General features: G+C 72.6%; 10 protein-coding genes. 4 read left to right on the forward strand and 6 right to left on the reverse strand.

The genetic code is table 11. The features are described from left to right. Positions 1 to 92 precede the first annotated feature (92 nt). The 5 genes from ACWDRB_RS52215 to ACWDRB_RS52235 are packed head-to-tail and all read right to left on the reverse strand — an operon-like array spanning position 93 to position 6,439. On the reverse strand, positions 93 to 1,421 hold the full coding sequence (locus ACWDRB_RS52215; protein WP_350736869.1) for a lanthionine synthetase LanC family protein: 1,329 nt from the start codon (positions 1,419 to 1,421) through the stop codon (positions 93 to 95). A gap of 32 nt (positions 1,422 to 1,453) precedes the next feature. Beyond that, entirely contained in the window at positions 1,454 to 3,061 is a 1,608-nt protein-coding gene (locus ACWDRB_RS52220) for a dipeptide ABC transporter ATP-binding protein (RefSeq protein ID WP_449907780.1), read from the reverse strand. Beyond that, positions 3,058 to 3,864, reverse strand: coding sequence for an ABC transporter permease (locus ACWDRB_RS52225; protein ID WP_449907782.1), 807 nt, complete (start codon positions 3,862 to 3,864; stop codon positions 3,058 to 3,060). The genes ACWDRB_RS52220 and ACWDRB_RS52225 overlap by 4 nt, the downstream gene beginning before the upstream one ends. Then, positions 3,861 to 4,832, reverse strand: a complete 972-nt coding sequence (locus tag ACWDRB_RS52230) for an ABC transporter permease (protein WP_449907784.1) — start codon at positions 4,830 to 4,832, stop codon at positions 3,861 to 3,863. Before ACWDRB_RS52230 ends, ACWDRB_RS52225 begins: the two co-directional genes overlap by 4 nt. Beyond that, positions 4,829 to 6,439, reverse strand: a complete 1,611-nt coding sequence (locus ACWDRB_RS52235) for an ABC transporter substrate-binding protein (RefSeq protein WP_449907786.1) — start codon at positions 6,437 to 6,439, stop codon at positions 4,829 to 4,831. The genes ACWDRB_RS52230 and ACWDRB_RS52235 overlap by 4 nt, the downstream gene beginning before the upstream one ends. A gap of 112 nt (positions 6,440 to 6,551) precedes the next feature. Between ACWDRB_RS52235 and ACWDRB_RS52240 the strand changes: the two genes are divergently transcribed. Continuing rightward, positions 6,552 to 6,884 (forward strand): putative quinol monooxygenase, encoded by a 333-nt coding sequence (locus ACWDRB_RS52240; protein ID WP_357745995.1) that lies wholly within the window; start codon positions 6,552 to 6,554, stop codon positions 6,882 to 6,884. A 94-nt stretch (positions 6,885 to 6,978) separates the two neighbouring features. Here the strand turns inward: ACWDRB_RS52240 and ACWDRB_RS52245 are convergent, their stop codons facing one another. Then, the gene (locus tag ACWDRB_RS52245) at positions 6,979 to 9,816 is read right to left on the reverse strand and encodes a beta-galactosidase (protein WP_449907789.1); all 2,838 of its coding nucleotides are present in this window, start codon (positions 9,814 to 9,816) and stop codon (positions 6,979 to 6,981) included. Between the two features lie 222 nt (positions 9,817 to 10,038). On the opposite strand from ACWDRB_RS52245, the gene ACWDRB_RS52250 reads away from it, so the two are divergent. From ACWDRB_RS52250 to ACWDRB_RS52260, 3 genes are read left to right on the forward strand one after another with little or no spacing between them, the layout of a single operon-like run. Continuing rightward, complete coding sequence (locus ACWDRB_RS52250; protein ID WP_449907790.1) at positions 10,039 to 11,262, forward strand: ROK family protein; 1,224 nt, start codon at positions 10,039 to 10,041, stop codon at positions 11,260 to 11,262. Then, positions 11,259 to 12,059 (forward strand): ABC transporter permease, encoded by an 801-nt coding sequence (locus ACWDRB_RS52255; RefSeq protein WP_449907792.1) that lies wholly within the window; start codon positions 11,259 to 11,261, stop codon positions 12,057 to 12,059. Before ACWDRB_RS52250 ends, ACWDRB_RS52255 begins: the two co-directional genes overlap by 4 nt. Continuing rightward, entirely contained in the window at positions 12,056 to 12,826 is a 771-nt protein-coding gene (locus ACWDRB_RS52260; protein WP_397373340.1) for an ABC transporter ATP-binding protein, read from the forward strand. The genes ACWDRB_RS52255 and ACWDRB_RS52260 overlap by 4 nt, the downstream gene beginning before the upstream one ends.

Raw genomic sequence — 12,826 nt, forward strand, 5'->3', positions numbered from 1 at the left:
CCTGCTCGCGGTGGCAGGGGACGTCACATTCGGTCATGATGTGCTCCTTGGCTCAATACCCAGTTAAACAGTAGGAAAACTGGGTATCGCTGTCAACGGAGCGCGGAAGCAGGCAGCGGGATGGCGGGGAACGGATTGTCGGGCAGCAGGATGACGCGGCGCGGATGGTCGGCCTGACCTGCGGCGTCGAGGTGGAGGAGGGCGGCGCCGATGCCGGCCGCGCCCACCATGTAGCCGGTGTCGGCCGTCACCTCGCCCGGCCGCAGCCGCCGGTAGGCCTGGTACCAGCGGTAGCCGCGCCCGTCGTGGTCGGTGGCCCGGCCGATCAGGTCGGTGGCGAGCCCGCGGGCGTACTCCAGGTGGGACTCCTCCCCCGTCGCCGCCCACAGCCCCACGAAGAACTCGATGAGCCCGGCCGTCCCGCAGCACTGGCAGGCCACGTTCCAGTAGCCCTCGGTACGGCGGCGCGGCACGCCGCTCTTGACGATGCCGCTGGCCAGCCGCTCCACCCACTCCAGGTCGCCGGGGTCGCCCCCCACCCGGTACAGCTCGTAGAACATCCTGGCCACGCCCGCCGAGCCGGAGCAGAAGCCCAGATAGTGCAATTCCCTGGCGTGCGGCACGTGGTGCGGCACGACCGCGCAGCCGCCGGCCACGACGCTGACCTCGCGGACGAAGGCCGCGCCGCTGCGCGCGGCGAACAGGAAGCGCTCGTCGCCGGTCACCCCGTACAGGCGGGCCAGCAGGAACGCGGTCCCGGCCGTGCCGGCGAGGAAGCCGGGCGTGACGGCGTCCACGGGCAGGTCGGCGCAGTCGCCGAACCGGTGCCCGGGGACGGGCAGCCGGGCGATCCGCAGGCCCGCCTCGACGGCCGCCTCCTCGTACGCGGGCACGCCGAGGTGGGCGGCGGCCCGCAGCAGCCCGAGGATGACGCCACCCTCGCCACGCTGCGCGGGATCCCGCGACCACCCGACACCGCCCTCGGACTCCCGGCCCCGGCGGACGATCACGTCCGCGATCGCGGCGGCCTCGGCCTCGAACGCGCCGTCGCCGAGCACCCAGCCCGCCTCCATGAGCGCGACCATCGTGCCGGTCAGCCCGTGGTAGAGGGAGACGTCGTCCTGCTCGCGCCAGGTGGCGGCGAGCCTGCGGGCCCCCTGCCTGGCGTCCTCCAGGTACGCCTCGTGGCCGGTGGCCGCGGCCAGTTCGAGGAAGAACAGCACGACGCCCGCCGCCCCCGAGTAGAGGGACGAGGGCTCGGAGGTGACCGCCGACCCGCCGTGCGGATCGGGATTGGCCAGCCAGCGCCTTCCGTGCTCGTCGTCGGCCGCGGCGGATCTGATCCATCGCCCCGCCAGGATGGCGGCGGTCAGCGGGGAATCGGCTCGGGCGCTCGACGCGCGGATCCTGTCCAGACTCACCCGTCCAGTATCCCACACATTTGGTAGGAAATTCAGGAAAGCCGAGGAACCGCCGCGACCAGTTCCCGCGTGTACGGGTGCCGGGGGCGGGTGAACACCTCCGTCACGTCGCCCTCCTCGACCACCCGGCCGTCCTTCATGACCAGGACCCGATCGCTGACGTGGTGCACCACGCCGAGGTCGTGGCTGATGAACAGCATGGCAGTACCGTACTCGGCCTGGATCTCGGCGAGCAGGTCCAGCACCTGGGCCTGGATCGAGACGTCGAGCGCGGAGACCGGCTCGTCGCAGACCAGCACGTCGGGGCGGGGTCCGAGGGCCCTGGCGATGGCGACGCGCTGCCGCTGGCCGCCCGACAGCTCGCGCGGGTGGCGGCCGGCGACGCCGGGCGGCAGGCCGACGCGTTCGAGCAGGTCGAGCACCCGCGCCCGGCGCTCGGCCGCGGGCAGGTCGAGCGGCTCGGCGACCAGGCGGCCGACGGTGTGGCGGGGGTCGAAGGAGTCGAGCGGGTTCTGGGAGATGAGCTGGATCCGGCGGCGGAGCGGGCGGCGCTTGCGTTCTGGCACCTGGCTCCACGGGCGGCCGTGCAGGGTGACCTGGCCCGCGTCCGGTTCGAGCAGGCCGAGGGCCAGGCGGGCCAGGGTGGTCTTGCCCGAGCCCGACTCGCCGACGACGCCGAGCGTCTCGCCCTCGCACAGGGTGAACGAGACGTCGTCGACCACCCGGCGCGGCCCGTACGACCTGGACAGGCCGGTGCCGGCGAGCACCGGCGCCGACGGGTTCGGCGTGCGCCGAGGCAAAGGCGAGCCTGGCAGCGCGGTGGACAGGCGGGTGCCCCGGGAGGCGGCCGACGGGACGGCGGCCAGCAGCGAGCGGGTGTAGTCGTGCGACGGCGCCGACAGCACGCTCCCGGCAGGGCCCTCCTCGACGACGCGGCCGTCCTTCATGACGAGGATGCGGTCGGCGATCGAGGCGACGACGGCCAGGTCGTGGCTGATCAGCAGCAGCGCGCAGCCGGCGGCCCGGCGCGCGGCCAGCAGCCGCAGGATCTGGGCCTGCACGGTGACGTCGAGCGCGGTGGTCGGCTCGTCGGCGATGATCAGCTCGGGTCCGGCCGCGATGGCCGAGGCGATCAGCACCCGCTGCCGCAGCCCGCCGGAGAGCTGGTGCGGGTGCTGCCCGACACGCAGCGGCGGATCGGGCACGCCGACCGCGTCGAGCAGTTCGAGCGTCCTGTCGCGGCGCCGTGCCCGCGGGACGACGTCGTGGACGGCCAGCACCTCGCCGATCTCGGCCCCCACGGTCCGCAGCGGGTCGAGGGAGACCAGCGCGTCCTGCAGCACCAGCCCGGCGAACCCGCCGCGCAACCCGCGCCACTGCGCCGGTCCGAAGCCGAGCGCGTCCCGGCCGCCGACGCTGAACGCGGCCGCCCGCACGGTGGCGCCCGGCCCGGCCAGGCCGAGCAGCGTGCGGGCCGTGACGCTCTTGCCGGACCCGGACTCGCCGACGACGGCCACGCACTCGCCCGGGGCGAGCGACAAGGAGACGCCGCGCACGACCTCGGTCCCGCCGAAGCTCACGCGCAGGTCCTCCACGGCGACCAGGGTGGCGACCGTCGGAGGGGAGACAAAGGTCGTCATGGGGTTCTCCCCTCGAAGCGGCGTTGGAGCCGGCGGCCGACGACGGTGAGGCTGACCACGGTCAGCGTGATCGCGACGCCCGGGAACAGCGCCTCCCACCAGGCAACCCGCAGGTAGTTGCGGGCCTCTGAGAGCATCGCGCCCCATTCGGCGGCCGGGGGCTGCGGGCCCATGCCGAGGAAGCTGAGCCCGGAGGCGGCGATGACGGCCTGGCCGAGCCCGATGGTGGCCAGGACGGGGATCGGCCCGAGCACGTTCGGCAGCACGTGCCCGGCCGTGATCGCGGCCCTGGACCGGCCGAACGTGACGGCCTGCTCGACGTATCCGGCGTGGCGCACGACGAAGGTCTGGGCGCGGATGACGCGGGCGTAGTTGGGGATCTGGGCGACCGCGATGGCGAAGATGACATTGCCCGTGCCGGGGCCGGTGACGGCGATGACGAGCAGGGCGAGCAGCAGCTCCGGCAGGGTGGACAGGACGTCGAACGACCTGGCCAGCGCCTCGTCCAGCCACTTCGGCGACAGCCCGGCGGCCAGGCCGAGCAGCACCCCGGCGGCCACGGCCAGGGCGGTCGCGGTGACGCCGATGCTGAGCGAGTGGCGGGCGCCGTGCACGACCCTGGACAGCACGTCGCGGCCGAGGTGGTCGCTGCCGAACCAGTGCGCGCCGCCCGGCGGCGCGAGCGCGCTCACCGGGTCGGCCGCCAGCGGGTCCACGCCGGCCAGCAGCCCGGGGGCGGCCACCGCCACCGCCAGCAGGACGAGGAACGCCGCGGGCGCGAGCAGCGAGCGCGACGAGGTCACGGCCGGCCTCCGATCCGGGGGTCGATGGCGCGGTAGGCCAGGTCGAGGAGGGTGCTGATGGTCACGTACACGATGGCCGACAGCAGGACGACGGCCATCACCACCGGCATGTCCCGGCCCGTGACGGCCTGCATCGCCACCTGCCCGAGCCCCGGCCGGCCGAAGAGCACCTCGGTGATGACGGCCCCGCCGAGCAGCGTCCCGGTGAACCACCCGGCCAGCGTCACGGCGGGGATCAGCGCGTGCCGGAGCGCGTGCCTGGCCACCAGCCGCGGCTCGCTCAGCCCACGTGCCCTGGCCGTGACCGCGAACGGCTGCTCCAGCGCCCGCTCCAGGCCGCCGCGCAGCACCTGACCGAGCACACCCGCGATCGGCAGGCCCAGCGCGAGTGCGGGCAGCACGAGCGCCTGCGGCCCGGACGCGCCCGACACGGGGAACCAGCCGAGCGTGAACGAGAACACCGCCAGCAGCACCAGCCCGATCAGGAACGGCGGCACCGACACCGAGACCAGCTCGGCCGCCGAGGCCGCGCCGCGCAGCCACCGGCCCCGCCCCGCGGTCACGACGGCGATCACCCCGGCGAGCGACACTCCGACCCCGGCCGCCGCCAGCGTGAGCTGCAGGGTCGGGCCCACCTGGGTGGACAGGATCTCGCCGACGCCGAGCTGGAGCTGGTACGAGCGGCCGAGGTCGCCGTGGAGCAGCCGCCACAGGTAGGACACGTACTGGACGACCTCCGGCCGGTCGAGCCCCCATTCGGCGACGATCCGCGCCCGGATCTCGGGGGTGTCGGGGCCGTCGCCGACCAGGATGTCGACGGTGTCGCCCGGCGCGAGCAGCAGCGCGACGTACGAGGCGCTGGCCGCCGCCCAGAGCACCGCGAGCCCGGCGAGCACCCGCTTGACGACACCCCTGACCCGGGCTTTGACGGCGTCCCTGTCGCGGGCCGTCGCCGGCTGTCCGGTCATGTGCCGATCCGGACGTCGTACGCGCTGCGCGGCGTGCCGGAGCCGGCCTCGAAGCCCAGGCCCTGTACGCTCTTCTGCGCCGCGATCTGGTCGGCGGGCACGTAGACCGGGAACACGATCGCCTTGTCCTTCACCACGGCCTGCTGCACCTTGGCGTACAGCGCCTTCCGCTCGTCCAGGGAGGCGGAGGCCGCGGCCGTGGCCAGCCACTTCTCCACGTCGGGGTCGGAGAAGCCGGTGCGGTTGATCGGCCCCTTGCGCGGCAGGATCAGGTTGAGCGCGGCGCCCGCGTCGGCGTCGCCGCGGGAGTTCTCGAAGATCTCGTACTCCCCCTCGGTGTAGGCCTTCTGCGCCGTTCCCTGGTCCACGATCTTGACCTGGAGGTCGATCCCGGCGCTCTGCTTGACCTGCGCCTGGATGGCCTGGGCGAGGATGTCGCGGCGGTCGCGGACGAACGGCGCGGAGGCGACGGAGCGCACGGTGAGCCGCCTGCCGTCCTTGACGCGGTAGCCCTGGGCGTCGCGCTGCTTCCAGCCGGCCGCGTCGAGCAGGGCGTTGGCCTTGGCGGTGTCGCCGCCGAAGGCGCCCTCCAGCGAGGCGTCGTAGAACGGCCCGCCCTTGGTGACGACGCTCCACGCCCTGGTGGCGGTGCCCTGGTAGACGGCCTTCAACACCGCGTCCACGTCCACGGCCTCGCGGAACGCCTCCCGTACGCGCTGGTCGTCGAAGGGGGCGTGGGCGGTGTTGAAGTAGTAGGAGAAGGAGGTGCCCGAGTTGAGCGAGGTCTGGTACGTCAGACCCGGATCCTGCTTGATCATGGCGGCGTCGGTGGCCGGGACGCCCTCGATGACCTGCACCTGCCCCGAGGTGAGCGCGCCGACGCGCACCGCCGCCTCCGGCAGGAACCGGTACGTGATCCGCGACAGGTAGGCCGGCCCCTGGTGCCCGGACCCGGCGGGCGGCCACTTGTAGTCCGGGTTGCGCCGGTAGCGGATCTCCTGGCCCCGCACGTACGACTCCAGGATGAACGGCCCGGTGCCGACCAGGTCGGGCCCGCCGGACTTGAGGTCCTTGGCCGCCTTCAGCGACTTCGGCGAGACCTGCCCCGCGAGGGGCGAGGCGAGGAAGTCGAGGAAGAGCGCGTCCGGCTCCTTCAGCGTGATCTCGACGGTGGTCGGCGATTTCACCTCGGCCTTGGCGAAGGACTTGAGCTGGATGGAGGCGATGCCGGGGTTGTAGCCGGGCACCAGGAACTGCTCCAGGTTCGCCTTGACCGCCGCCGCGTCGAACTTCGTGCCGTCGTGGAAGGTCACGTCGTCGCGTAGTTCCAGCGTGTACGTCAGACCGTCGTCCGACACCTTCCACGACTTGGCCAGCCATGGCTGGAACGTGCCGTCCTTCTGGCGCGAGAGCAGCGCGTCGAACTGGTTGAACACGAGCAGCCTGACCTTGTTCTGGCCCCATTGCTGGGGGTTCAAGGTGAGCGGCTGGGTCTCGATGGCCCAGGTCAGGGAGGTGTCCTGGGTTGGCTGGGCGGGCTGCTGAGAGCCGCAGGCGGTCAGGGAGACGACGAGGACGAAGGGGACGATGCCCTTGAGTCTCTTCACACGCATTCCTTGGGGCCGAGGCATTACCTAGCTAAACGGTAGGTAATGCATGAATGCCTGTCAACGTCATCTCGATACGCTTGATCCCCACGGACTCGAAGGAGCCAGCCCGATGATCTTCATTACCGCCAAGTTCCGCATCCTGCCCGAGCACGCCGACCGCTGGCCGGAGATCGTCGCCGACTTCACCGAGGCGACCAGGGCCGAGCCGGGCTGCCTGTGGTTCGACTGGTCGCGCAGTGTCGAGGACCCGGTGGAGTACGTCCTGGTGGAGGCGTTCCGCGACGGCGACGCCGGGGCGGCGCACGTCCAGTCGGCCCACTTCAAGCAGGCCCAGCAGACGCTGCCGCCCCACCTCGCCGAGACGCCGCGCATCGTGAACGCCACCGTCCCGCAGGACGACTGGTCCCTGCTCGGCGAACTGGCCGTCCCGGACCGCGACTAGCGGCCCGCGTGTGGCGGCCGGCCCTCCGAAGCCCGAGGGCCCGAGCGCGGCGCCCCCCTCCCCCCTCGAAGGGACCTTCGCCGGAGTACGGCGGTCAGCGGCCCTGGCGGACGTTGCCGTAGGTGAACAGGCTGATCGGCCCGGGGCCCGCCACAGGCTGCTCGGCGGTGACGGCCAGGGCGATCGTGTTGGTCCCGTGCTCGTCCAGGATCCCGGCGGGGAGCACGAAGTCGCGCTGCGGGCCGATGTCGCCGCCGTACTGGCCGACGTTCCAGCCGTTCAGGAAGATCTGCACGCGGTACGCGGGCGACGGGTCGCCGCCGAAGCGGAGCCCGACCGGCGCGTCCTGGCTCTTGGGGAGGTCGAGGCGGAACGCGGTCCGGAGCCAGGTGACGCCGGGGGCCAGCTCAGCGCTGGCGGTTTTCCAGGATTTGTCGGGATAAGTCGGCAGATGCCAGCCGGTGCGCTCCCCGTACAAGCCGCCGTTGTTGAGCGGCCCGCGCAGCGGGTCCGTGCCCGGTGAGCCCTGGATGCGCCACGAGATCGGGGTGCCGCCGACAGGGCCGCCGACAGTGGCGGCCACCAGGCCGCGCGGCTGCTTGAAGCGCAGGTCGTCGGCGATCCAGTCGTCGTTGTGGCCCATGTTGGCGACGAGGACGGAGATCACGTTGTCCGCGCCCGGCCTGAGCACGCCCGCCGGGAGGTCGAAGTGGCCGGGGCCCGGGTCGGGGTTGGGCGGGGTCGACGCGTCGCCGGAGTCCGCCTCCACGCCTCCCGCGGCCGAGCCGAGATAGCGGCCGTTCAGCCAGACCAGGTAGTTGCCGCGCAGGCCGGTGACGGCGTTCAGGTCGATCCTGGTCTCGGATCCGGCGGCGGTGAAGTGGCCCCGGTACCAGACGTTGCCGTAGTGGTAGCCGTAGTCGTCGGCGTACAGGACGGGCAGGGTCTTCGGCTGGTGCGGGCTGATGGTCGTGGTGTGGTCGGCGGCGGTCCAGCGGGAGTCGTCGAAGCCGGGCGCGGCCTCCGGGGCCTCGGCGCGGGAGCGCCAGGCGGTCAGCGTGGGCAGGCGGACCGGTTCGGGGGCGCGGGTGGCGCCCAGGAGCGAGCCGCTCAGGGTGCGGGTGACGGGTACGTCCTCCGCGCCGATCCGCAGCCGCCTCGCCGCGGGGCCCGCGAACACCTCGACCTGCCCGCCCGCGGTGTCCGCCGCCAGCCTCAGGGTGTCGCCGCTCGCCGAGGCCGAGCGGACCAGCTCGGTGCCGCGGACGAGCACCGGCCCCGCCCCCGTCTCGGCCCGCCAGAACCCGGCCGCCGCTTCGTCCGTGCCGAGCAGGAGCAGCAGCGGCCGCCGCCCGCCGCCCGTGACGAGCACCCGGGCCAGGCCGTCGTGCGTGTAGTCGAGGCGCAGGTCGCCCTCGGTGTACTCGGCCCGTACGTCCCCTTCGAGCACCTTGACCGCCGGCCGCGAGCCGTAGCGCAGGATCGTGGCGCCGGGCGAGCCCGCGGTGCCGTACAGGACGGCGACGTCACGGCCGCCGATGGAGGCGTGCGTCATGATCTCGGACGTGGACAGGACCAGGCGCTGGCCGCCCAGGTCGTACCCGGCGACCAGGACGTGCGCGTCGCGCCCCTTGACCCGCACGGGCACCCGGTGGCGGCCGTCAGGGGCGGCCCAGTCGAGGGTGGCGTCGTCCGTGCCGGTGGCGGCCAGGTCGGCATGTTTGACCAGGACGAACTGGGTGCCGGTGTCGGGGTTCGCGCGGGCCGTGGTGGTGAGGGCGGGGTTGTCCGGCGCGGCCGGCGAGGTGACCGAATCGGTCTTGGCCAGCGGCGCGACGGCCTCCAGGAAGTAGCCCTGGCGCTTGAACTCGTCGTACTTGGGCGTGAGCTGCCGGGCCTCGGTGATGGCGGCGCCGTAGTCGTAGGAGGTGTAGACGTCGTTGGGCTGGGCCAGCCAGCCCCAGTTCGTGCCGCCGTACCCCATGTAGTACGAGAACATCGTCGCCCCGGTCGTGACCAGGTTGTTCTTGTAGAAGTACTTCATGTAGGCCGGTCCGGTCAGCTCGCGGCACTTGTCGTACCCGGCGTTGCCCAGGTCGATCGCGCCCGCCTGGTACTCGGCGGCGAACACCGGGATGTCGTCGCGCAGCCGCTCGGTCAGCCCTTCCCCCCAGGGCCCCCAGACCTCGGGAGTGGCGCACTCGAAGGACTGCGGGTAGTCGTCCACCCCCGGGATCTGCACCGCCCCCGGGCCGGTCGCCCATGTCGAGCTCCAGCTCCCGGCGTCGCAGCAGTCGTTGGTGGTGATCGGCACGTCGATGCCGTCCGCCCGCGCCTGGTCCTGGATGTCCTGCATGTACGCGGCGTCGGTGTTGACCTGGTACTCGTTCTCCGCGTTGTAGAGGATGACCGGGCCGCCGCCGGTGACCTGGTGCCGGGCGATGATCGGGTTGATCCGGTGCAGCCACTCGCGATAGGCGGCCTGGTAGCCGGGCGCGCTGCTGCGGGCCCGGCCCGGTACGGTCTTCACCCAGGCGGGCAGGCCGCCGCCGGTGCTCTCGGCGTTGATGTACGGCCCGGGGCGGGCGATCACGTACAGGCCGGCCTGCCGGGCGGTCCGCAGGAGGCGGTCCACGTCGCGCACGCCGGTGAAGTCGTACACGCCGGGCTTCGGCGAGTGGTACGCCCACGAGAAGTAGATCGAGACCGCGTTGAACCCGGCCGCCCTGAGCTTCTCCAGCACGTCCCGCCACAGCTCGGGGCTCGGCAGCCGGAAGTAGTGGAACTCGGCCGACTGCAGGACGAGCCGCTCGCCGTCCACCTTCAGCGAGTACCTGTCGTACGTGACCTCGTGCGCGGCCGCGCCGACGCCCGCGGGCGCTCCCAGCAGGACGCAGAGCAGGACCGGGAACACCGCGAGCAAGCGCCTCATGGTCGCCTTCCAGGGTCGGCTGCGGACTGTCTTTAATTTGGCGACCATCCAAACAAAAGTCAACGGATCGGACTTGCGGGGCGATCACCGCGCACGGCCTGTTACCGGAAAGTTACGAGCGCCGCGAAACCCTTCGCACGGCGTTCTCCCAGCTCATCGCCATATTTGTGGTTTTTTCCGGGTTATTGACGAAAAACACGCAAGGTCGGCACACTTCGCGTTATGTCACACCCCCGTGGTCCCTTGGCGCAGCTGAGGCGCGGGCACGAAGAGCTCGTGCTCGGGCTGCTGCGCAAGCACGGCCCGCTCAGCCGGGGCGAGCTCGGCAAGCTCTGCCAGCTCTCCCGCACCACCCTGTACGACATCCTCGCCGGGCTGGTCGCCGGCGGCGCGGTCGTCACCGCCAGCCCGCAGGACGCCCCGCGCGGCCGCGGCCGGCCGGCCGAGACGCTGACCCTCAACCCGGAGGCCGGCCAGGCCATCGGCATCGACTTCGCCCGCCGCGCGGTGCACGTCGCCGCCGTCAACCTGGCCCACGAGATCGTCGGCTCGGCCAGCGAGCCGCACGACGCCGACCTGCCCTGGGAGCAGCGGGTGGACCTGGCCGAACGGCTCGTCGGCTCCCTCAACGACGGCGGCCTGCGGCTGGGCGCGCTCAGCGCGATCGGCGCCGGCGTGGTCGGCCCGGTCGGCTGGCCGGAGCCCGAGGACGACCTGGAGTCGGACGAGCCCGCCCACCCCGTGCAGTCGCTGCTGCGCGAGCGGTTCGGCGCGCCGGTGCTGCTGGACAACAACACCAGGCTGGCCGCCCTGGGCGAGGCGATCTGGGGCGCCGCCGCCGGCGACCGCGACGTGCTCTACCTGCGCCTGTCCCACGGTGTCGGCGGCGGCCTGGTGGTCGGCGGCGCGCTGCACCGGGGCGCGTACGGGCTGTCCGGCGAGTTCGGCCACATCACGGTCGACCCGGACGGCGCGCCCTGCGACTGCGGCGGCGCCGGCTGCCTGGAGACCGTGGCCTCGATAAGAGCCGTGCTGGACGCCTACCGCGCCGCGGGCGGGCGGGCCGACGACGTGCCCGAGCTGGTGAAGGCGATCAGGGCGGGCGACGGCACGGCCCTGACCCTCCTGAAGGACGTGGGCGGCGCGATCGGCGGCGTGCTCGCGGCCGTGTGCAACGCGATCGGCCCCTCCGCGATCGTGGTCGGCGGCGAGCTGGCGGAGACCGGCCCCGCGCTGATCGAGCCGGTCGAGCGGGCGCTGCGCGCCCGGGTCATGCCGGTCTCCAGGCACCGCGTCAGCCTGCGCCGGGCCACGCTCGGCGAGGCCGCGGGCGCCCTCGGCGGCATCGCCCTGGTGCTGCACGAGTCCCCGCTGCTGTCCCGCTACCCCGCGGGCCCCGATCTCGCCCCCGACCTCCTCGAGGACACCAAGCAGAGGCAACCATGACTCAGCTCACCACACTGGCCAAATCCCCGGCGGTGCGGCGCGCACCCAGGCACCCTCAGCGGGCCGTCGCGCTCAACCTGATCGCGGTCGCCGCCGGGCTGGCCGTCTGGACGCTGCTGGGCGTTCTGGGCGTGCAGGCCCTGCCGACCCCCCTTGAGGTCGCGGCCAAGGCAGGCGAGCTCATCGCCGACGGCACGCTCCTGGGCGACGCGCTGGCCAGCCTGCGCAGGGTGCTGCTGGGCTTCCTGCTCGGCACCCTGCTGGCCGTCCCGATCGGCTTCCTCATGGGCTGGTACGCCACCGCGCGCGGCCTGCTCGAGCCCTACATCCAGTTCTTCCGGACCATCCCGCCCCTGGCGATCATCCCGCTGGCCATCGTGCTCCTCGGCATCGGCGAGGTGCCGAAGGTCTTCGTGATCTTCCTGGCGGCCTTCCTGTCCAGCGTCGTGGCGACCTTCCAGGGCGTGGTGGACGTGGACAGGACCCTGATCAACGCCGCCCGCGTGCTCGGTGCGTCCGACCGGACGATCTTCCTCAAGGTCGTGGTGCCGGCCTCCACGCCGTTCATCCTGGTCGGCATGCGGGTCGGGCTCGGCTCGGCCTGGGGCACGCTGGTCGCCGCGGAGCTGATCGCCGCCCAGGAGGGCCTGGGCTTCCGCATGCAGCAGGCCCAGCTCTACTACGACCTGTCCACGATCTTCGTGGGCCTGATCGCCATCGGCGTGCTCGGCCTGCTGATGGACCGGCTGCTGCTGCTGGCCGAGCGCCACCTCACCGACTGGCAGGAACGCCGATGAACAGCAAGATCTCGTTCCGGGACGTCATCAAGACGTACCCGATGAAGGACACCACGTTCACCGCGCTCGACCGCGTGTCCCTGGACATCGCCGACCGCGAGTTCGTCACGGTCGTGGGCCCGTCGGGGTGCGGCAAGAGCACGCTGATGAGCATGGCGGCCGGGCTGGTCGAGCCCACGTCGGGCGAGGTGCTGGTGGACGGCGTGCCGGTCACCGGGCCGGGGCCCGAGCGGGGGGTGATCTTCCAGCAGTACGCGCTGTTCCCGTGGCTGACCGTGCGCAAGAACGTCGAGTTCGGCCTGAAGCTGGCCCAGTTGCCCGCCGACGAGCGCAGGCGGCGGGCCGAGCGGGCGATCGAGCTGGTCGGGCTGTCCGACTTCGCCGACGCGCTGCCCAAGACGCTGTCCGGCGGCATGAAGCAGCGCTGCGCGATCGCCCGCGCGTACGCGGTGAACCCGCAGGTCCTGCTCATGGACGAGCCGTTCGGCGCGCTCGACGCGCTCACCCGGGTGCAGCTGCAGGACCAGCTCCTCGACACCTGGAGCCAGGAGCAGCGCACGGTCATGTTCATCACCCACGACGTGGACGAGGCCGTCTACCTGGCCAGGCGCGTGATCGTCATGGCGGCCAGACCCGGCCGCGTCCAGCAGGTCATCGACGTGGACCTGCCCTACCCGAGGACAGAGGAGATGCGGCTGTCGCCCGAGTTCGGGCGGATCCGCAACGAGGTCTGGCACTCCGTCTACCACCAGGCACCCGCGGCCTGA

The sequence above is a fragment of the Nonomuraea sp. NPDC003707 genome (assembly GCF_053587055.1).

Excerpts from the sequence above, each read along its gene's own strand:
- ACWDRB_RS52220 (WP_449907780.1), bottom strand. The coding sequence starts at position 3,061 with ATGACGACCTTTGTCTCCCCTCCGACGGTCGCCACCCTGGTCGCCGTG.
- ACWDRB_RS52230 (WP_449907784.1), bottom strand. The coding sequence starts at position 4,832 with ATGACCGGACAGCCGGCGACGGCCCGCGACAGGGACGCCGTCAAAGCC.
- ACWDRB_RS52240 (WP_357745995.1), top strand. The coding sequence starts at position 6,552 with ATGATCTTCATTACCGCCAAGTTCCGCATCCTGCCCGAGCACGCCGAC.
- ACWDRB_RS52245 (WP_449907789.1), bottom strand. The coding sequence starts at position 9,816 with ATGAGGCGCTTGCTCGCGGTGTTCCCGGTCCTGCTCTGCGTCCTGCTG.
- ACWDRB_RS52250 (WP_449907790.1), top strand. The coding sequence starts at position 10,039 with ATGTCACACCCCCGTGGTCCCTTGGCGCAGCTGAGGCGCGGGCACGAA.
- ACWDRB_RS52255 (WP_449907792.1), top strand. The coding sequence starts at position 11,259 with ATGACTCAGCTCACCACACTGGCCAAATCCCCGGCGGTGCGGCGCGCA.
- ACWDRB_RS52260 (WP_397373340.1), top strand. The coding sequence starts at position 12,056 with ATGAACAGCAAGATCTCGTTCCGGGACGTCATCAAGACGTACCCGATG.